General features: G+C 63.4%; 14 protein-coding genes. 2 read left to right on the top strand and 12 right to left on the bottom strand.

All coding sequences use genetic code 11. From position 1 onward, the window contains the following. Positions 1 to 189: 189 nt before the first annotated feature. The 9 genes from PCO31110_RS19965 to dsbD all read right to left on the bottom strand — a co-directional run bounded on the left by PCO31110_RS19965 (position 190) and on the right by dsbD (position 11,054). Positions 190 to 2,463 carry a TonB-dependent receptor gene (locus PCO31110_RS19965; RefSeq protein WP_150691247.1) on the bottom strand — a complete coding sequence of 758 codons (2,274 nt, stop codon included), beginning with the start codon at positions 2,461 to 2,463 and terminating at the stop codon, positions 190 to 192. Positions 2,464 to 2,798: 335 nt separating this feature from the next. Continuing rightward, on the bottom strand, positions 2,799 to 3,749 hold the full coding sequence (locus PCO31110_RS19960) for a uracil-DNA glycosylase (protein WP_150691246.1): 951 nt from the start codon (positions 3,747 to 3,749) through the stop codon (positions 2,799 to 2,801). Between the two features lie 75 nt (positions 3,750 to 3,824). Beyond that, positions 3,825 to 4,520, bottom strand: a complete 696-nt coding sequence (locus PCO31110_RS19955) for a CYTH domain-containing protein (protein ID WP_150691245.1) — start codon at positions 4,518 to 4,520, stop codon at positions 3,825 to 3,827. A gap of 141 nt (positions 4,521 to 4,661) precedes the next feature. Then, positions 4,662 to 5,474 carry an indole-3-glycerol phosphate synthase TrpC gene (gene trpC, locus PCO31110_RS19950; RefSeq protein WP_150691244.1) on the bottom strand — a complete coding sequence of 271 codons (813 nt, stop codon included), beginning with the start codon at positions 5,472 to 5,474 and terminating at the stop codon, positions 4,662 to 4,664. 70 nt (positions 5,475 to 5,544) lie between these two features. Continuing rightward, positions 5,545 to 6,573, bottom strand: a complete 1,029-nt coding sequence (gene trpD, locus PCO31110_RS19945) for an anthranilate phosphoribosyltransferase (protein ID WP_010808663.1) — start codon at positions 6,571 to 6,573, stop codon at positions 5,545 to 5,547. 41 nt (positions 6,574 to 6,614) lie between these two features. Next, a complete protein-coding gene (locus tag PCO31110_RS19940; protein ID WP_010808662.1) occupies positions 6,615 to 7,202 on the bottom strand; it encodes an anthranilate synthase component II in 588 nt (195 codons plus the stop codon). 394 nt (positions 7,203 to 7,596) lie between these two features. Continuing rightward, entirely contained in the window at positions 7,597 to 8,403 is an 807-nt protein-coding gene (dsbG, locus tag PCO31110_RS19935; protein WP_010808661.1) for a thiol:disulfide interchange protein DsbG, read from the bottom strand. Between the two features lie 9 nt (positions 8,404 to 8,412). Then, positions 8,413 to 9,243: a TlpA disulfide reductase family protein gene (locus PCO31110_RS19930; RefSeq protein ID WP_010808660.1), complete on the bottom strand. Its 831-nt coding sequence runs from the start codon at positions 9,241 to 9,243 to the stop codon at positions 8,413 to 8,415. Then, positions 9,240 to 11,054 carry a protein-disulfide reductase DsbD gene (dsbD, locus tag PCO31110_RS19925; RefSeq protein WP_010808659.1) on the bottom strand — a complete coding sequence of 605 codons (1,815 nt, stop codon included), beginning with the start codon at positions 11,052 to 11,054 and terminating at the stop codon, positions 9,240 to 9,242. The genes PCO31110_RS19930 and dsbD overlap by 4 nt, the downstream gene beginning before the upstream one ends. Before the next feature lie 182 nt (positions 11,055 to 11,236). On the opposite strand from dsbD, the gene PCO31110_RS19920 reads away from it, so the two are divergent. Both PCO31110_RS19920 and PCO31110_RS19915 read left to right on the top strand, forming a co-directional pair. Next, positions 11,237 to 11,902, top strand: a complete 666-nt coding sequence (locus tag PCO31110_RS19920) for a response regulator (RefSeq protein ID WP_010808658.1) — start codon at positions 11,237 to 11,239, stop codon at positions 11,900 to 11,902. Further along, complete coding sequence (locus PCO31110_RS19915; RefSeq protein WP_010808657.1) at positions 11,899 to 13,311, top strand: ATP-binding protein; 1,413 nt, start codon at positions 11,899 to 11,901, stop codon at positions 13,309 to 13,311. Before PCO31110_RS19920 ends, PCO31110_RS19915 begins: the two co-directional genes overlap by 4 nt. Before the next feature lie 36 nt (positions 13,312 to 13,347). Here the strand turns inward: PCO31110_RS19915 and PCO31110_RS19910 are convergent, their stop codons facing one another. The 3 genes from PCO31110_RS19910 to rbbA all read right to left on the bottom strand — a co-directional run bounded on the left by PCO31110_RS19910 (position 13,348) and on the right by rbbA (position 19,813). Beyond that, a complete protein-coding gene (locus PCO31110_RS19910) occupies positions 13,348 to 15,636 on the bottom strand; it encodes a DUF3141 domain-containing protein (RefSeq protein ID WP_150691333.1) in 2,289 nt (762 codons plus the stop codon). A gap of 185 nt (positions 15,637 to 15,821) precedes the next feature. Continuing rightward, a complete protein-coding gene (locus PCO31110_RS19905; RefSeq protein ID WP_010808655.1) occupies positions 15,822 to 17,036 on the bottom strand; it encodes an ABC transporter permease in 1,215 nt (404 codons plus the stop codon). Next, positions 17,036 to 19,813 carry a ribosome-associated ATPase/putative transporter RbbA gene (gene rbbA / locus PCO31110_RS19900; RefSeq protein ID WP_150691243.1) on the bottom strand — a complete coding sequence of 926 codons (2,778 nt, stop codon included), beginning with the start codon at positions 19,811 to 19,813 and terminating at the stop codon, positions 17,036 to 17,038. The genes PCO31110_RS19905 and rbbA overlap by 1 nt, the downstream gene beginning before the upstream one ends. Positions 19,814 to 19,820: the final 7 nt, after the last annotated feature.

Raw genomic sequence — 19,820 nt, 5'->3', positions numbered from 1 at the left:
ATGGGCACGCAAGGAAGGATACCTAAATGAAGCGGTTGTTTGAAATCAGGTCTCGCTTTATGACCCATCGGGGCGCAACCCGGCATGAGCGCGCGGCGGACGGAAGGAGGCAGGTGCGGCGGGCGGAAGTCAAATTGGGGAGGCGGCACAATCGCCGGCCTCCCCGTCTTCAGGGTTTGTCGAAAGCGATCACTGATGGAAGTTCAGCGTCAGCATGGCGGTGCGACCGGGGGCCCATGTGGCGTAGATCGGATAGGCGCTTGCGTAGTACTTCTTGTCGAAGATGTTCTGCACGTTCAGTTGCAGATCGACGGCGCGCGACACGCGGTATGTTGCCATGGCGTCGAAGCGTGCGTAACCCGGCGTCCACTTGCGGGTGGTTGACGACACCGACGCGTAAGTGAGGCTAGAGAGCGTCATGCCGGCGCCGACGGTGAATTTCGGCATGACTTCGTAGTCAGTCCACAGCGTCAGGTTGTGCTTCGGCACCATCACCATCGGCAGGCCATTCGAGCCCGGGGCGGCTGCCGGCCCTGCGTCCGTCGTGATGGCATTGAGGTACGAGTAACCGCCGAATACGCGCCAATGGTTCGTCAGACTGCCGGCCCAGCCGAGTTCGGCGCCGCGCACGCGTTGGCTGCCCGCGTTGATCGTGCCGCCGAGGCCATCCGATACGCGCGCATTCGTCTTGTCCGTCTGGAACAGGGCGGCGGTCAGCGACAGACGCTGATCGATCACGTCCCACTTCGCCCCGACTTCGATGTTGCGGCTTCGCTCCGGCGCGAGGTTGTTGTTCGTCGTCGTGAGTTGGTCGGTACCGCCGCCCAGGCCGCTGTTTGCGCCCGGCGGGTTGGCCGACGTGCCATACGACGCATACAGGCTCAGCGACGGCAGGACCTTGTAGATCACACCCAACTGGAAGCTGAACAGGTTCGAGATATTCTTCAGATCGGGCGCACCGGCTTGCACGGCGTGCACATCGAAGTGATCGATGCGCGCACCGGCGTTGACGAGCCAGCGATCCGAGAGCTTCACGCTGTCGAACAGGTAGGCCGATGCCACGTTAGTACGCGTGTTGGTCGCTGCGCCGGGGAAGCCCTTGTCGCCGTTCAGCGCGAGGCTGCCGGTCCAGGGGTTGTCCGGATTCCAGTTGCCGAGGGTCGTGCAGTTGTAGGGTACGGCGCACAGTGGGAGCGAGTTCGTCGAACGGATGTTGTTGCCCGCACTGTCCGTGACGAGGTAGCCCTCGTAGCGGCTTTGCTCGTTGCTGAATTCGACACCGCCGGTGAGCGTGTGCTCGAAGCCGAAAAGCGTGGCCTTGCCCGTGAGTTCGGTTTGGTTGGCGATGCTGTTGGTGGCGTATTTGCCGCTCTTCGCCTGCAACGCGATGACGTTCGAGTTTGCGTTGACGAACTGCGGGTTTGTGGCGATGTAATCGAGTGTGGCGCGGCCGACCATGGTCGTGTTCTTGATCTTCCATGTGTCGTTGATGCGGTGCTCGACCTTGATTTCGCCGGTGTCGGTCTGGCCACGGCGATAGTCGCGGTTGTTCAGGCCGTAGAACTGATTGCGCTGGAAGCCGCCGTCCGGCGTGCCGCCTGCCGAGCGGAACGGTGCGCTGAAGTCCGGCATGTCATACGAATTCAGGTGGTAATAGCTGACCGTGACGGTGGTCGGGCTATTCAAACCGAACGCCACCGAGGGCGCTACGCCCCAGCGCTTGCTGTAGACGTTGTTGCGGCCGGCCTGATCGGCGTCGTGACCCATCACGTTCAGGCGCACGGCTGTCTGATCGTTGATCTGACGGTTTACGTCCATGGTCAGACGCTTGAAGCTGTTGGTGCCGAGGCCGAGGCTCGCGTTGGTGAAGTCTTCCAGACGCGGCGTCTTGGTGGTGATGTCGATGCTGCCACCAACGGCGCCGCGACCGGCGTAGACCGAATCCGGTCCCTTGATGACGCTGATGTTCTCGATGGCGAACGTCTCGCGATTCTGCACGCCCGAGTCGCGCATGCCGTCGACGAAGATCGAGTTGCGCGATTCGAAGCCGCGAATGACGGGGCGGTCTGCCGACGGGTTCGCCGCGGCGTCGCCACCGATGAACGTGATGCCCGGCACGGTCTTTAGCGCGTCGGCAAACGTCGTGGCGTTTGTCTGCTTGATCAGCTCTTCCGGAATGACCGTAATCGAACGGGGCGTGTCGCGCAGCGGGGCGACGAACTTGTACGACGGCAGCGTCTTCGTCTGCATGGGCGACGCCACCGCGTTGTCGTTGACCTGCGTGGTCGGTAGCGTGACCGCCGGGGCTGCGGACGTCTGCCCATTGGCCGACGAATCCGACGATGCGGCCGGGGGCGACACGGACGTTTGTGCGTGAGCGTTCAGGCTGGTGAAGCTGCCGGCAGCCACAAGGGCGCAGGCGGAGGCAAGCAGGCGCTGGCGCGTCTGGAAAGCGGTGGACATACGTGTGTTCCGGCAGTGGCGTCACCGTCGGACACTTCGCAGGCCGGGTAACGCACGGTTATCGTTTTTGATAATGAGATGGATTCTCATTACGGAACGGAAGTGTAATGTTCCGGAACATTTCTGTAAATGCTTGACCGTGTGCGTGCCGCCGCGTATCTCACAGTGTGAAATTTACTGTGACGACGCGCACAGGCCCTGATTGGCTCGGCGGCGAAGCATCGGCACGCGTGCGACCGTGATCGCCTCAACGATCACGGTCGCCGCATCAGGGCGTCAGGCGGGCGAATGGGGGATTGGGGGACGACAGAAAACGCGGGGAGTCCCGCGCCGGCTCAATCCGGCACTCGCCAGTCGATGGGCGTCTTGCCGTGTTGCACGAGGAAGGTGTTGGCGGCGCTGAAGTGGCCGCAGCCGAGAAAGCCGCGATGCGCCGAGAGGGGGGAGGGGTGCGGGGCTTCGAGCAGCAGATGGCCGTGACCGGCGAGCAACGGCGCTTTTGCCTGCGCATGGCTTCCCCACAGAAGAAAGACCAGCGGACCTTGCCGCGCGGCGAGACCCGAGAGCAAGGTGTCCGTACAGGCTTGCCATCCGCCGGTCTTGAACGGCTTCGCATGACTTGCCGCGTTGGCGGCTTCCACCGTCAGTGTGGTGTTGAGCAGCAGCACGCCCTGTTTCGCCCAGGCGTCGAGATTGCCGTGCGACGGGGCGGGAATGCCGAGGTCGCGCTCGATTTCTTTGTAGATGTTGCGCAGCGAAGGCGGCACGCGCACGCCGCGTTGCACCGAGAATGCCATGCCATGCGCTTGCGCGATGCCGTGATCGTCGCCGTGATAGGGATCTTGCCCGAGGATGACGACCTTGACGTCCTTGGGCGACGTCATGCGAAGCGCATGGAAGATGTCTGCCGGGTAGACGGTCTTGCCGGCGGCGACTTCGGCGTCCACGAAATGACATAGCGGCGCGTACGCCTCGCTCTGGACAAACGGCGACACCAGCGTTTTCCAGTCGTTGGGCAATGCGTCGAACTGATCTTCGACGCGTCCTTTGAGCGGGCCTGCGGCGTTGGCGTTGTCTGCGCCGGGCTTGGCGGTGGCGGCGGCCGGCGTCGATGCCGGCTTCGGCGGACGTCCGCGGCGGCGTGGCGGTGCGTCGGACGTTGCGGGCGGTGTTTGCGCGGGCAATGCCGCCTCGGCTGCGCTGGCTGCCGAGGCAGGTTCGTCGAACAGCGAGCCTTGCCGTTCATCGTGTTTCGCCGGGGACGCGGCGCGTGAGCGTGATGTCATGCAATAGGTCAGTCGAATGAGCCGAAAGGGCGCGCGATGAAAGGGACTGAGATGTCTGGCAGCGACGCGCAGCGATCAGCGGCCGAGTACCGTTTGCCGCAGACGATAGCCACGTTGCGCCTTGCTCATGTTGTCGCTTTGCAACTCGGGCAACACGTCGCGCAAATTCAGTGCAAGGGCGTGGAGAATGTGTTCGCCCTGGTCTTCGCGGTCGTCGTCCGGCGCGTCGAGCAATTCCAGTTCGACTTCGATGAGCGGCGCCGTATGACGCTTGCCATCGGCCTCGACGGCCACCTCGCCCCGATCGAAAGCAATCTCCACGGTCGTGCCGTCACCGGCGATATAGCGCCACAGGCGTCGCACGAAATTCGTCTCGAACTGCGCGACGACATTCGCGCCTTCGGCGCGCAACAGGTCGGCGGTGGCGGGCACGTCGCAAGCGGCGATCAGTTTCGGGAGTTCGAGCGCTTCGCCTTGCACCGCCTGCTCCCATTCATGGCGAACGTGCAGTCCGTCGCGCGCTTCACCGACCGACTTGAGCGTTTGCAACCATTGCCCGGCGTGCCCGTCGCGTGCCACGAAACGCAGCCGCAGCGCGGCCTTGGCGCTGGCGAGGGCGAGCGATGGCGTGTCGAAGTAGCGATTGACGAGACGACGCTCGCCACGGGCTTCGGCACCGGGCAGGCGGTCGAGGTGGGAGATCAGCGCGTCGGCGCGTGCGGCGGGCAAGTCGCCCGGAAGAGCAAGTTTGAGTTCGCGTTCGATGGCCATCGGGCAGCTCCTTTGAGGGGGGACGCCGGACGCGCCGTGCGCCGCAACACCGGGCAGGAGCGATGTGCCTTGCCGGTGCTTGGGCGGTGTCCCGTGCGGGACACCGTGCCATCGATCGCCTGTGTGACGAGGGATAGCGCGTCAGCGGGGCATGTCGAACAGCGTGGCGAGTGCATCGCCCGGCTCGGGCGCACGCATGAAGGCTTCGCCGACGAGAAAGGCATTGACGTTGGCCGCGCGCATGCGCGTCACGTCGTCACGCGACAGGATACCCGACTCCGTGACGACCAGACGATCATGCGGAATGTGTTTGAGCAGGCCGAGCGTCGTGTCGAGCGACACTTCGAAGTTGTGCAGGTTGCGATTGTTGATGCCCAGCAGCGGCGTGCTTAACTCGAGCCCTGCGTCCAGTTCACGGCCGTTGTGCACTTCGACGAGCACCGCCATGCCCAGTTCGTGGGCTTGCGCTTCAAGGTCGCGCATATGGGCCAGTTCCAGCGCAGCGGCGATGAGCAGAATGCAGTCGGCCCCCATGTCGCGCGCTTCGTAGACCTGATAGGCGTCGATCATGAAGTCCTTGCGCAGCACGGGCAGATCGCAGGCGGCGCGCGCCGCCTTCAGATACTCGGGCGCGCCCTGAAAGAACTGTCTGTCGGTCAGTACCGACAGACAGGCGGCGCCGCCTTGCTGATACGACTCGGCGATCTGGGGCGGGACGAAGTGCTCGCGAATCACGCCCTTGGATGGGCTGGCCTTCTTGATCTCGGCGATTACGCCGGGCAGACTGCCGTCGATCTTCGTGCGCAACGCGCCCACGAAATCACGCGTGCGCAGTGCGCTGTCGCCGACAGTGGCTTCGGCATCGCGGCGCAGACTGGCGAGGTCGCGCACACGCTTGGCAACTGCGACTTCTTCGGCCTTCACGGCCAGGATCTTGTCGAGAACGGTAGACATATCGATGGATGAATCGGGGGCTACGGAAGGGGGCGGGCGTGATCGGGGCCCGCCGTGGTCGTGTCGAACTTCAGGCCTTGTATCGCTGCGTGAACGTGACGAATGCATCGAGCTTCGCGCGTGCCGCGCCGCTGGCGATCGATTCGCGTGCCATCGCGATGCCGTCGCCGATCGATGCCGCGCGGTTGGCGGCATACAGGGCGGTACCGGCGTTGAGCGCCACGATCTCGCGTGCCGTGCCTGCCTTGTTCCCGAGCGCCTCAATCAGCATCGTCTTCGATTCCTCGGCGCTGCCGACCTTCAGGCTACGGTTGCTCATCATTTGCAGGCCGAAGTCTTCCGGATGAATTTCGTATTCGGTGACCTTGCCGTCCTTGAGTTCACCGACCAGCGTGGCGGCACCAAGCGACACTTCGTCCATGCCGTCCTTGCCGTAGACCACCAAAACGTGTTCGGCGCCCAGACGCTCCATCACGCGAACCTGAATGCCGACCAGATCGGGGTGGAACACACCCATCAACTGGTTGGGGGCTCCCGCCGGATTCGTGAGCGGTCCGAGGATATTGAAGATCGTGCGCACGCCCATTTCCTTACGGATGGCGGCAACGTTCTTCATGGCCGGATGATGGTTCGGTGCGAACATGAAGCCGATGCCGATGTCGCGCAAGCACTCGGCCACCTGTTCGGGCGAGAGCATGATGTTGACGCCGAGCGCTTCGAGCACGTCGGCGCTGCCCGACTTCGAACTCACGCCGCGGTTGCCGTGCTTGGCGACCTTTGCGCCGGCGCCTGCGGCGACGAACATCGAAGCGGTGGAAATGTTGAACGTATGCGACACGTCGCCGCCGGTGCCCACGATATCGACGAAATGTTCATCGGCCGGTGCCTCGACGTGATTTGCGAACTCGCGCATGACCTGGGCGGCGGCGGCGATTTCGCCGATGGTTTCCTTCTTCACGCGCAGGCCGGTGATGATGGCGGCGGACATGACCGGGGAAAGCTCACCCTTCATGATGAGGCGCATCAGGTGCAGCATCTCGTCGTGGAAGATTTCACGGTGTTCGATCGTGCGCTGCAGGGCTTCTTGCGGGGTAATCATTGCGGTTTCTCTCTTCTGTCGTTTCTTCTAAGGCGGGGGGCTCAGGCCGCTTGGGCCACGCGCGGGGCGGCTTGCAGGAAGTTGCGCAGCACGTCGTGGCCGTGTTCCGACAGAATCGACTCGGGGTGGAACTGCACGCCTTCGACGTCTAGCGTCTTGTGGCGCACGCCCATGATCTCGCCGTCGTCCGTCCACGCGGTGACTTCGAGGCAGTCGGGCAGCGAAGCGCGCTCGATCGCCAGTGAGTGATAGCGCGTGACGGTAAAGCGTCTGGGCAGATTCGCGAACACGCCTTGTTGCGTGGTTTCGATCTCGCTCACCTTGCCGTGCATGATTTGCTGGGCGCGGACGACCTTGCCGCCGAAGGCTTCGCCGATGGCCTGATGGCCGAGGCAGACACCGAGAATCGGAATTTCGCCGGAGAAGCGCTTGAGCACGTCGAGCGTGATACCTGCGTTGGCCGGGCAGCTTGGGCCGGGCGAGAGGCAGATACGGTCGGGGGCGAGTGCCGCGATGGCGTCGAGAGTGATTTCGTCGTTACGAAAGACCCGCACGTCTTCGCCCAATTCACCGAAGTACTGGACGATGTTGTAGGTAAACGAGTCGTAGTTGTCGATCATCAGCAGCATGATGGTCCCTGTTCGTCTGGTGACAAAGGATTGTCGAACGCATGAGATTTGCGAATTCCCCCTGAGCGTGCCCCCACATTGAGTTCGCGATCCGCGGGGGAGGGCGCTATGGGGATGAGATAGACGTGGCGGGTTACCGCCACCAGCGCAGGGCGGCGGTCAGGGGCGACCAGAGGAGGGAGGAAGACTGATGCGACTTCATGGTGATGCCGATTGTAGCAGCATCTGCCGGGTGCCGTGGGCGGAGCGTCGCAAAAAGGAGGTAATCGTCGGGTTTCGCGCGCGAACGAGGCGTTTCTTGCAAGAATGTGTGCGCCACAGTGGCCGTCCTTCGACGATTCTGCAACGGTGGCATGGACGGCCCCGTCTATTGGGGGCCGCCCGCCGGGGCGCTTCAGCGAGGGCCGAGTACCGATGCCAACGCTGCGGGGCGCGGCATGCCATTCACGCGTTGAATCAGGCCCTCGTCGTCGCGATAGACGATGCCGGGCGTACCGCGAAACCCAAGCTCCGTCATCAGTTGTTGATGAGCGTCGAGCGTGCGGGCGATATCGGGTGACACGCTCGGCGCTGGCGCGATGCCGCCGCTGGCGAGCTGCCGTTCGTTTTGCAACAACGCGGCGGCGGGATCGGGAGCGCCGAGAATGGCGGCTGCCTTCGCGCTGCTGTCGGCCTTGATGACACCGACCATGATGTGGCGCAACTGCACCTTGCCCGAATCGACCCAAGGGCGTGCCGCTTCCCAGAAGCGATTGCAGTAGGGGCAATTCGGGTCGCTGAACGTGTACACCACGCGCGGGGCGTCCGCTTTGCCGTCCTGCACCCAGGTCGAGGCGGCGAGTTTCGACCAGACGGCTTCGCTGGTCGGCTCGGCGATGAGGTGACTGATGCGCTCCATATCCATCGGCTTGCCGTCGGCGTCGATGCGGGTGCCGACGATGGCTGTGCCGTCGCGCAGCACGTAGAGGGCGACGGGATGTTGTTCCGCCGTCCCGGCGAAGCCGCGAAGCTCCGTACCGGTGTCGAACGGACGTAAATCCGCCAAACCTTCGCGTACCAGCGCCTGAACAACGGCTGGGGTGTCCTGGTCGGCCGCCGCCTTGCCCGAGGTACCGGCGTTGCCGGAGACAATCGCATAGGCCGCGGCGGCGAGCGCCGGCACGGCGATCAGAGCGGAAATAAGAAACTTACGAACAGACATCGATGACTCCTATGGCGTACGAGGTGCCGGGGATTGGTGAAGACGGCCTTGCAGCGTGGCGCGCAGACGCGCCGCTGTGAGTTCGCCCAGATGAGTGTCAACCAGACGGCCGTGGGCATCGAAGAACAACGTGGTGGGCAGCCCGCGTGCACCGGCCGCCTGCATGCCTTGCGACGCAGGATCGAGCAGCAGATCGTCGAACTGAAGGCCCTGCGACTGAATGAACGCTTCAACCGTATGCGCGGACTCGCCCTGATTGATCAACAGGAACCGCACGTCGGGGTAGTCGGCCTGCGCTTTTTCCAGCACCGGCATTTCGCGTCGGCACGGCGGGCACCAGCTTGCCCACAGATTCATCACGACGGGACTGCCGCGATAGGTGTCGAGTGAGACGGTGCGGCCATCCGTTGTGGAGAGTGTCAATGACGGCAGCGGCGGCGCGGTGCGTTGCAGGACGCTCAAGCCTGCCTGTGCGGCGGCCCAGATCGCTACGCCTGCGGCGAAGCCGTACAGCATCGGGCGGCGCCCGGAGGGCTGACGTTTCATGCGCCACAACGCCCAGCCGAGGGCGGCGGGCAGGCCGGCCCAGACATTGAATCCGCCGTCGCCAATCGCGATGATGGACAGCGGGGTCGCGAAGTATTCCGGCCACCAGCGCAGCACGTAGGCGATGCGCGCGGCGAGCAGGCCGATGAAGAGCGCGTCGAGGAGCGTGCTGGCGGCGGTGCGGCGCGACGTGGTGTCAGTGCTGCGCAGGAGATAGCGCGCGACGAGCCACGCCACCCCCATCGCTGCCGCCACGGCGACCGTCTGTATCGAGAAGGGGCCGAGACCGGTCATACCATCCCCGCGGTGTCGAGGCGGCGCAGGAAGCTACGCGCATCGAGTTCGCCGACCGAGCGCTGCGCGCGCACCTCCTCGCCATTTGCGTCGATGAGAATGAGCGTGGGCGGGCCGAGCACACCCCAGCGTTTCATCAGGGCCTGATCGATCTTGTCGTTCTTCGTCACGTCCGGGCGCAGCACCTGCATACGTGCGAGCCGCGCGGCGACAGTCGGATCGCCGAACACATTGCGTTCGATGACATGGCAACTTACGCACCAGTCAGCGTAGAAATCGATCAACGTCCATTGCCCTTTCGCGGCAGCTTGCGCGATGCGTGCGTCCACATCCTCCGCCGATTTGACGCTCACATACTCGAACGCCTTCGCGCTGTGCGCATTTGCGCTGTTCATGATTGCGGGGGCCGCGCGTTCCAGCGGACGCAGTGCGGAATCGTTGCCGGACGCTGCCCCCACGAGCATGAACACCGACCAGACACCGGCGAACGCCGACGCGAACATCAGTGTCCAGCCGGACGGTTTCCCGCGCAGCGTCCATGCCCATGCGGCGAATCCGACGGCCAGTCCGAGGCCGAGGGTACCCCAGAGCAGGAGGCTGACGTTGCCGGGCAGGAAGCGGCTCAACATCAGAACGGCCATACCCGTCATCACGTAGGCGAATGCAATGCGCACGCGTACCATCCACGGGCCCGGACGGGGCAGAACCCGCGAGCCGAACATGGCGATGACGAGTAGCGGCAGTCCCATGCCGAGTCCCAGCGCGAACAGCGCGATGCCGCCTATCCACGCGTTGCCTGTCTGGCCGATATAGAGCAGAGCGCCGGCCAGCGGGGCGGTCATGCACGGGCCGACGAGCAGTGCGGAGAGAAAACCGAGTGCGGCGGCGCCGACGAGACTGCCACCGGTACGTTGTTGTCCGGCGGCGTCGAGTCGATTCGTCACGAACGCGGGCAGGCGCAGTTCGAACAGACCGAACAGCGAGGCTGCCAGCACGAGAAAGAGGCCCGCGAAGGCGCCGAGCAGCCATGGAGATTGCAGCGCGGCCTGTAAATTGGCGCCGGCCAGGCCGGCCGCGACGCCGACCGAGGCATAAGTGAGTGCCATCGCCAGCACGTATGACAGCGAGAGTGCCAGCGCTCGCAACGGCGCGGGACGATTGCCCACGACCATCGTCGAGACGATGGGGATCATCGGCAACGTGCATGGCGTGAAGGCCAGCAGCAAGCCGAAGCCGAAAAACAGCAGCGTGGCAGCGACGGGGCCGACCGTGGCGAGCCGCTGCGCTGCGGCCTGATCTTCAGCGAGCGGGGCATCGACGGCATCGATGGAGGCGGCGGGGGGCGCCACGGAGACTGCGGGGGCATTGATAACTGATGTCGAGCCGGCAGGCAACGCGACTTGCATCGTCTGGGGTGGATAGCAGATGCCTGCTTCTGAGCAGCCTTGCCAGTGCAGCGTCACGGGGCCTGACGTTGCCAAGGGCAGACGAATGCGCAGGGCGTCACGGGTATAGATCTCGGTGTCGCCGAAGAACTCGTCCGTATGCTTCGCTCCGTCGGAGAGCGTCAGATCGAGCGGCTGGCCGGAGACATCTTCCGCGCGTAGCGAATGCCGGTAAACGTAGTAATCCTTAGCAATGTTGCCAACGATTTCGATATGACCGTCCACCTCGGTGACAGGGGAGAGTGTGAGTACCTGAGACGCGTCGAGGAACTTCGACTCGCTTTGCCAGGGAAACGCATCGGCGGCGCGCATCCCGCCGAGCGTGCCGAGAAAAATCACAAAGATGTAGAAAAATCGGCGTAGCAAATCTCTTCTCCTGAAGGCGTTCCAAAGCAGGCTAGAGCGTGCCCTGCGCCGATTAACCGAGAGTTAACGCCCGCGGTGTCTGTTGGTTATGCGCCGAGCCACGCGTTCACCGCGCGGAATGATGCTCGGTGAGTTACGCAAATTACGTAACATGAAGCGGTATTCAAGGGAGGTACGGATTCATGCGAGTGTTGCTGGTTGAGGATGATGCGTTGATTGCGAGCGGCACTGTCGCGGGGTTGGAGGCGTTGGGCATTGCTGTTGAGCATGCGGCGAGCGGGTTGGCGGCGGTGTCTGCGCATGCGGAAAACACGTTCGATGCGTTGGTGCTTGATCTGGGTTTGCCAGACGGTGACGGTCTCGGGGTTTTGGCAAAGATCCGGGCGGTGGAGCCTGATGTACCTGTCCTCATCCTGACTGCGCGCGATGCCATCGAACATCGGATTGCGGGATTGAATGGCGGGGCGGATGACTACATGGTCAAGCCGTTCGATTTGCGCGAGTTGGGGGCGCGATTGCATGCGTTGATGCGTCGCGTGCAGGGGCGGGCTTCGCAGGTCATAGACGCTGGCCCGTTGCGATTGGAGCCGGCGAGTGGTTTGGCGTGGCTTGATGGTGAGCCGGTCGAATTGTCGCGCAAGGAGGTTGACTTGCTGACGCATTTGGCGAGTACACGGGGGCGATGGTTGACGCCGGACATGTTGCACGAGCGGATGTATGGTTTGTCGGAGCGGGTCAACAGTAATGCGTTGAACGTTCACATCCACAACGTGCGTCGCAAATTGGGGTGTGAGGTCATTCAAACGGCGCGTGGTTTGGGATATCGATTGGGGTGGAAGTTGTCATGAGCCTTCGACTGAGAGCGGTATTGATTGCCGGTATTGCGTTGATAGTGCTTTGGGTGGTGGCGGCGGGATGGATGATGCGAGGGGTGGAGGCCAATCTCGACAGGGCACTGGATCAACGTTTGGCGATGTCGGCCCGGATGGTATCGGGTTTGTTGGCGCGGGTAGCGTTATCGCCGTTGGGGCCGAGTGCGGGGCAGTCGGATTGGGGAGAGGTGATACGCGTGGGCACCGACGACGGCATAGCGTGTGAAATACGTTCGGTGCAGGGCGTGGTGTTGGCGCGGACCGATGGTGGGCCGCAGGCGGAAGAAAAGGCGTTCCCGATGGGTTTCAGCACGATGGAGATTGATGGAAAGCGTTGGCGAATATATGTGTTGCAGGATGACCGGGGGTATCAGGTCATGACGGCGGATTGGTTGGAGAAGCGAGCGGGCCTGAGCCATGCATTGTTGAGAGCGGCGGGCGTACCGTTTCTGATTGCTGTCGTGGGTGGATTGATTGCGTTGTGGATAGGCATAGGCCGGGGTTTATCGCCGTTGGAGACATTACGTGCGACGTTGCGCGACAAGCGTGCGGACGACACGGCGCCGATTGATTTGGGGCGTGCCCCGACGGAGTTACGTCCGGTAGTGTCGGCATTAAATGGATTATTGGATCGTTTGACGCAGGCATTGGCGTACCAGAGGGCGTTCACGGATGCGGCGGCGCATGAACTGCGCACGCCGCTGACGGCGGTGGACACCCACTTGCAGGTAGCGGAGATAACGGGGGGAGAGCCGGCCAGAAGGGCGATATATATGGCGGGCGTAGGTGTACGACGATTACGGCATACGCTGGATCAGATGATGACGTTGGCGCGTGCTGAGGCGCCGGCACATGAGCAGGACATGTGCGGGTCGGTGCGCGAGGTGATAGAGGAGGTATTGATCGAATGGGAGGAGACGGATCGGGGCCCCGTTCCGCCGCGAGTTGGGTCTATGTCTGAGTGGAGGAATGGGGCTCCGGTCCGTCGTGGGGGGCCACGGGTGGTTTTTAGCATGGCGTGTGAAGACCGTGGCACGGTGGTGCCACATTCGATGCTGGGCACGGCGGTGAGAAACCTTGTGGACAACGCGATGCGTTACTCGCCTGAGGGGAGTCGTGTGGATGTGACGGTGGAGATGGACGAGCATCGGCGGCGGTATTGCATAGAGGTGGGGGATTGGGGGCCGGGTCTTACGCCTGAGCAGGCGGAGCAAATGGGGCAGCGATTCTGGCGAGGGGATCGGGGCTGGCGGGGGGGAGAGGGGGCGGGATTGGGGATATCGATAGTGAGGGCGATAGCGTCGCGCTTCGGCGCTACTGTGGAGTTTGCGGCACGCGAGGGTGGTGGTTTGATGGCAAGGCTCTATGTGCCGATTGGGCGATGACTGGGGGTTGACCGGTGCATCGCCCGTGGTGAGAGTTCAGCGGGCCTTCCTGGTTTTTGGGGCACTCGCTGAGCGAATGGTTTTCGCGGCGGTGGTGCTAGTCTTTGCGGCTGGGGAGCGCTTGCGTGGTGCGGCGTTGGGCGTTGCGGCGCGTGCGCCGGTTTTCCTTGGCGCGGGAGCGTGCTCCGTGGAGGCCTTCTGCTGCAAAGCGGCGTTTTCAAAGACCGCCAGCACTTGTTGCAGATCGTTTTGCTCGCCGCCATCGAGCGGAACGGCGAGGCTGAGATCCTTCACGGCCTTCGCCACGCGCCGGATGTTCGCCGGTGTCGAATGGGAGAGCATGCCGGGAATCGCGGCCATCGCTGCGTCGGGTGCCATGCGCAGCAACCCGGCCTGACGGCGGATCACTTCGCGGAAGCGCTCGATCGAAATATCGCTCTCGCCGCGTACCAGCGAGCGAGCGAGGTTGAATTGCCGTTCGTCGGCTTCACCGTGCAGACGATGCACCCAGAGCAGTGCGCGAATGCCGGCTTCGAGCAATCCGCCCTGGTGTAGTTCGTGACGGCGATGCGTCAGCGTGTCCTTGACGAACGCGATGTGCTCCGGCGATGTGCCGGGATGCACCCGAACCGCCGCACCGTCGCTGCCGCGCAACCCGGCGAGCGCTTGCACCCATTGCTGTCCGTAAATCAGTTCGAAGGCCTTCTCAAAGCCATCGTCGCGTGTATCGCGATAGAAATTGAGCGATTGCTCGATGGCGCTCGACACCGCCGATTCCAGCGCAAGGAATGGATTGTCCGACGGCACCGGATGGCGCGTCTCGCGCACGCGCGCCGCTTTCGCGGCGAACGGCACGGCAAATGGATTGCGATCCGACCAAAGCTCGTAACTCACGCGCAGCGGATGCAGCACGCGCATCCAGTATGCCGAATTCGGCGTGACCATCGCGCGCACCCACGGCTGCACGAGACTGCGATACAACCCGAGATTGATGTCAGAGAGATGTGCCACCGCTGCAAAACGCCGATCGCTCTCGGCGTCCGGTTGGACAATGGCGCGCACATCCTCGACGCTGCGTTGCTGAATCGACATCACGTAATCGCCGTCGATCAACTCCCGATGCGGCGTATCTTCCGTCTTGTCGGCGATCTGTGCTTGATAGATCCCGGCAGGCAGCACGTCAATCAGATCGATATTGTTGACGAACTCGCGGTGCTCCTTACGCCCGGTGCTGCCCGACACGAAAATGCCGAGGTGGCCGATGCTGTCATGCGTGGCGTACACAATCGTCTGATCGTGACTGAGCACTTCCGAGTCGTCGCGATACATATCCGTCACGAAGCCCAACGCCTGTGGCGGCGGCGTAATGTTGTCGCCGTACGAGCAAAACACCACGATAGGCGAGCGGATATTTCGCAGATCGATCCGGATGCCGTCGCTCGTGATCAACTCCGCGCTCGTCAGCCGGTTGCCGACAAACAGATTGTCGACGATGTACTGCATCTCCTGCGCGTTCAGAAACACATGCCCGCCCCAGTACTTCTCAAAACCGAGATAGCGCGGCGCTTCCGTGTCCACGTTGGCGTAAAGGTGATACTTCTTGTGCCACAGCGTATTGGCCGGGTCGAGATTCTCGAAGTTCTGCACCAGCCAGGCGCCGTCGAAGCGCCCGTCGCCCAGATCGCTCGTGAGCGCCGTCAGCCAACTGCCACCGAGCAGTCCTCCCGAATATCGCATCGGATTGCGCCCGCGCCACCCCGCCCAATAGGACAGCGGTGCCCCGGCCACGATGATCGGCCCGAACAGTTCCGGACGCATCGCCGCCGTCATCAACACCTGCCAGCCCGCCTGACAATTACCGATGACCGCCGGTTTGCCCGCACTCTCGGGATGCAGAGAAATCACCTTCTCCAGAAACGCGGCCTCCGCGTGCATCACATCTTCAACCGTCTGGCCGGGAACAGGATCGGGCAGAAAGCCCACGAAATAGCACGGATGCCCCGCTCGCAGGGCGGCACCGATCTCGCTGTCCGGCTTAAAGCCGCCGATGCCCGGGCCGTGACCTGCGCGTGGATCGACCACGACAAACGGGCGAGCATTCGGCCGCGTCGGCGTATCGTCCGGCGGCAGAATGCGCACCAGCGCGTAGTTGCACGGACGCGGCAAGTCGTGCGCATCGAGCACCACCTCCGCGGCGAAGTCGAGCACGTTCGGCGCCGATTCGGCGAGGTGCGCCTGATACTGGTTGCCGCGCTGACGCATGACGTCGGCGTACAGCACGCTGCGTTGCCAAGCATCGACGGCATACTCGGCGGCGGCGGCCATCCACGGCACGTTGGCCAGCCACGGGTTGGCGGCAAGCCACGGGGCATCGGCAGCTTTGGCTGCACCAGCAGACGCCGTGGCGCGGGAAGACCGACGTTCGAGTGCGGCAGACGACTTGGCAGGCATGGCAACGACCTCACGAATCCGGCATGACAGGGTTGGCGAACGGCGCGCAGGCGCAGGCACTACGCCATCGAACTGAGCGTGCGGCGAAAACGTCGCAGCGAGAAAGCAAAGAACACGGCGCCGATGACGGTCAGCGCCACGAACTGCACCCACACGACGCCGATGCCGGCGCCACGGAACAGAATCGCCTGACCCAACTCCACGAAATGCGTCGTGGGTGCGGCGAGCATGACGTCTTGCACCGCCTTCGGCATGCTCTCGCGCGGGGTGATTCCGCCGGAGAGCATTTGCAGCGGCAGCAGTACAAGAATCATCAACATACCGAACTGCGGCATCGAGCGGGCGAGCGTCGCCAGATAGATGCCCATCGACGTGGTGGCGAACAGATGCAGCGTCGCGCCCAGCATGAACAGCGCCACCGAACCGCCAATCGGCACATGCAGCGCGCCGCTCACGATCAACCAGAGCGACATGCCTGCCGCGATCAGCACCACCAGCCCCATCGACCAGACCTTCGCCAGCATGATCTCGGCCGGTGTCACCGGCATGACGAGCAAATGCTCGATCGTGCCGTGCTCACGCTCGCGAATGAGCGCGGCACCCGTGAGAATGATCGAGAGCATCGTGATGTTGTTGATGATCTGCATCAACGCACCGAACCACGCGCGTTCCAGCGTCGGGTTAAAGCGCACCCGCAACGCCAGATCCACCGGCAATTCCGGCGTCGACCGGTATCGCTGAAGGAATTCGCTCACCTCCGCCGACACGATCTGTTGCACATAACCACTGCCCGAGAACGCCTGACTCATGCGAGTCGCGTCGACATTGAGCTGCACCTCCGCCGTGCGTCCCGCCAGAATGTCGCGCTGGAAATTTGGCGGAATGTTCAACGCGAACGTGTATGCCCCCTCGTCCATCCCCTGGTCGACGGCGTTCGCCGTAATCATGCGCGGCAGCGTGAACTGCGGCGGATAGAAGGCCGAGACGATACGCTGCGAGAGCGGCGACACGTCTTCGTCCACGATGGCAATCGGCGCGACGTGCAACGTATCGGGCTGGGCCGTGGCCGCCGAATACACCGACGCCGTGAACGTGTAGACGATGAGCACCAGCATCATCGGGTCGCGCACCAGGCTCCAAAGCTCCTTCACCCCGAGCCGGTAGATGTTTGCCAGATGCCGCCGCCACAGATGCGCGCGGCGCGGCGTCGCGACGCTGGCCTTTGCCGGTGGCGCCGGCGGGGGAGAGGCTTGTGGTGCGCTCGGGCTCGTCATCACTTGTCCTGTTTCTTGAGCATCAGGATCGTGACGCCCAGAATGACCGGTACGGCGACGAGCATCGGCCAGAAGGCGCTGCCGAGATCGGCAAACCCGAGCGCCTTGTTGAAGACGCCGCGGCTGATGATGAGCATGTAAGTCGCCGGATAGATCTCGCCGATAAGCCGGCCTGAGCCCTCCATCGACGGCACTGGCGTGAGCATTCCACAGAACTGGATCGCCGGAATCATCGTGCCGATCATCGTGAAGAACAAAGCCGCGATCTGACTGCGGGTAAACGTCGACGCGAGCAGGCCAATGCCGGTGGCGACGACGTTGAAAATAAAGATGGCGGTCGTCAGCGTGAGGAAGCTGCCCTTGATCGGCACGCCGAACAGCGTCACGGCGATCAATGCCATGAGCAGGAAATTCAACATCGCCAGCGCGACATACGGGATCTGCTTGCCGATCAGGAATTCCGTTCGCGTTACCGGGGTCACGTACAGATTCAGAATCGAGCCGAGTTCCTTCTCCCGCACCACGGACAACGCCGTGAGCATCGCGGGCAGCATTAGCAAGAGCAGCGGAATCACCGCAGGCACCATCGCCGGCAGACTCTTCACGTCGGGGTTGTAACGATAGCGCGTCACGATATCGAGCGATGCCGTCAGGCGCACACCGAGCCGGCGCAGGGCCTCATCGGCCAGCCAGTTCTGGTGCATGCCCTGCACGTAGCCCTGCACCGTCTCCGCGCGCAACGGCATCGCGCCGTCGATCCACGCGCCGATCTGTACGGTCTTGCCGTGCGACACGTCACGGGCGAACCCCGGCGGAATCTCGATAGCCAGCGACAGTTCGCCGCTGCGCAGCCGCTTGTCCATGTCCTCGTAGTCGGTGATCGGAGGTTGTTCGATGAAGTAGCGCGACCCCGAGATATTGAGCGCGTAGTTCTGACTCAGCGTGGTCTGATCGCGGTCGAGCACGGCGTAGCGCAAGTCTTCCACATCCAGACTGATGCCGTAGCCCATCACGAGCATCAACACGAGCGAGCCAACCAGCGCGAGTGTGGCGCGTACCGGATCGCGTTGCAGCTCCAGCGTTTCGCGCCAGAGATAGCTGATCATGCGGTTGAGCGAGAACGCCTTGTGCTGCGCTTGCGTCGCTTCGGCGGGCACGGGTCCGGGCACTGCCGGCGTGGGCGTCTCGGGCGTTTCAGTCTTGCCGCCGCCCGCTTCGACAAGGTATTCGATGAAAGCCTGCTCGAGCGTGGCCGCGCCCTTATCTTGCGTGATCTTCGCAGGCGGATCGGACACAAGTACCTTGCCCGCGTGCATCAGCGAAATGCGGTCGCAGCGCTCGGCCTCGTTCATGAAGTGAGTGGAAATGAAGATCGTCACGCGGTCCCGGCGCGACAACTCCACCAGCAGCCGCCAGAAGTTGTCGCGTGCCACCGGATCGACGCCCGACGTCGGCTCGTCGAGAATCAGCAATTCGGGTCGGTGCACCATTGCCACGGCGAGCGACAGACGCTGGCGCATGCCCAGCGGAATGCTGTCGGGCAGGGCGTCAAGCTCATCGGCGAGGCCGAAGCGTTGCACCATCTCCGCCACGCGGGCGTCGACGTCTGCCTCGGGCACGTGGAACAGCCGCGCGTGCAGCACGAGGTTCTGATGCACCGTCAGCTCGGTATAGAGCGAGAACGCTTGCGACATGTAACCCACGCGGCGACGGGTGCCGATGTCCTTCGGATCGACTTCGTTGCCGAACAGCCACGCCTGCCCCTCGCTTGCTTGCAGCAAGCCGGTGAGCATCTTCATCGTGGTCGACTTGCCGCAGCCGTTCGAGCCGAGAAAGCCGAAGATCTCGCCGCGACGGATACGAAAATCCACGTGATCCACCGCCACGAAATCGCCGAAACGCATCGTCAGACGCTTGGCCTCGATGGCGATCTCCGTGTGCTCGTCGACCTGCAGTGGCGGAATCGAGACCGGTTCATAGCCGGTCTTCTCTTCGTCCGGCAACAGCGCGATAAAAGCGGCTTCGAGGGTGGCGCAGTGCGTGCGCGCCAGCAACTCGGCCGGCGTGCCGGTCGCGAGCACATGGCCCGCATCCATCGCCACGAGCCAGTCGAAACGCTGCGCTTCGTCCATGTAGGCGGTGGCGACGATCACGCTCATGGCCGGTCGCTCCCGGCGAATGCGTGCGATCAGATCCCAGAACTGCGCGCGGGCGAGCGGATCGACGCCCGTCGTCGGCTCGTCGAGAATCAACAGATCCGGGTCGTGAATCAACGCGCAGCACAGGCCGAGCTTTTGCTTCATGCCGCCCGAGAGCTTGCCCGCCGGCCGATCGAGAAATGGATACAGGCCGGTGCTGCGCGTAAGGTCGTCGATGCGGCGGCGACGCTCGGCGGCGTCGTGGCCGAACAGGCGTGCGAAGAACTGCAGGTTCTCTTCGACAGAGAGCGTCGGGTAGAGATTCCTGCCGAGTCCTTGCGGCATGTAAGCGATGCGCGGGCACACGAGATCGCGGTGCGCCTTGCTCGCCATATTGCCGCCGAGCGCTTCGACCGTGCCCGTCTGCACCGCGCGCGCGCCAGCAATGAGCGAGAGTAGCGTGGACTTGCCCACACCGTCCGGCCCGATCAGGCCGACCATGCCGTTGGCCGGAATGTCGATGCTGACGTCGTTCAGAGCAACGGTCTTGCGGCCGTAACGCAGCGTCACGCCGGCCATGTGTACGACCGGCGGCACGTCGTGGCCCGGCGGGGACGAAAGCGAGGGGGGCGCCGTCATGTTGCGA

It is taken from the genome of Pandoraea communis (assembly GCF_902459745.1).
In the GTDB taxonomy this organism is placed as follows: Bacteria; Pseudomonadota; Gammaproteobacteria; order Burkholderiales; family Burkholderiaceae; genus Pandoraea; species Pandoraea communis.
The sequence above is the reverse complement of the archived record's forward strand: the minus strand, read 5'-3'. Positions and strand labels throughout refer to the sequence as shown.

Excerpts from the sequence above, each read along its gene's own strand:
- PCO31110_RS19940 (WP_010808662.1), bottom strand. The coding sequence starts at position 7,202 with ATGCTGCTGATGATCGACAACTACGACTCGTTTACCTACAACATCGTC.
- PCO31110_RS19960 (WP_150691246.1), bottom strand. The coding sequence starts at position 3,749 with ATGACATCACGCTCACGCGCCGCGTCCCCGGCGAAACACGATGAACGG.
- dsbG (WP_010808661.1), bottom strand. The coding sequence starts at position 8,403 with ATGTCTGTTCGTAAGTTTCTTATTTCCGCTCTGATCGCCGTGCCGGCG.
- PCO31110_RS19965 (WP_150691247.1), bottom strand. The coding sequence starts at position 2,463 with ATGTCCACCGCTTTCCAGACGCGCCAGCGCCTGCTTGCCTCCGCCTGC.
- trpC (WP_150691244.1), bottom strand. The coding sequence starts at position 5,474 with ATGTCTACCGTTCTCGACAAGATCCTGGCCGTGAAGGCCGAAGAAGTC.
- PCO31110_RS19920 (WP_010808658.1), top strand. The coding sequence starts at position 11,237 with ATGCGAGTGTTGCTGGTTGAGGATGATGCGTTGATTGCGAGCGGCACT.
- PCO31110_RS19915 (WP_010808657.1), top strand. The coding sequence starts at position 11,899 with ATGAGCCTTCGACTGAGAGCGGTATTGATTGCCGGTATTGCGTTGATA.
- rbbA (WP_150691243.1), bottom strand. The coding sequence starts at position 19,813 with ATGACGGCGCCCCCCTCGCTTTCGTCCCCGCCGGGCCACGACGTGCCG.
- PCO31110_RS19955 (WP_150691245.1), bottom strand. The coding sequence starts at position 4,520 with ATGGCCATCGAACGCGAACTCAAACTTGCTCTTCCGGGCGACTTGCCC.
- PCO31110_RS19905 (WP_010808655.1), bottom strand. The coding sequence starts at position 17,036 with ATGACGAGCCCGAGCGCACCACAAGCCTCTCCCCCGCCGGCGCCACCG.
- PCO31110_RS19930 (WP_010808660.1), bottom strand. The coding sequence starts at position 9,243 with ATGACCGGTCTCGGCCCCTTCTCGATACAGACGGTCGCCGTGGCGGCA.
- PCO31110_RS19910 (WP_150691333.1), bottom strand. The coding sequence starts at position 15,636 with ATGGCCGCCGCCGCCGAGTATGCCGTCGATGCTTGGCAACGCAGCGTG.
- trpD (WP_010808663.1), bottom strand. The coding sequence starts at position 6,573 with ATGATTACCCCGCAAGAAGCCCTGCAGCGCACGATCGAACACCGTGAA.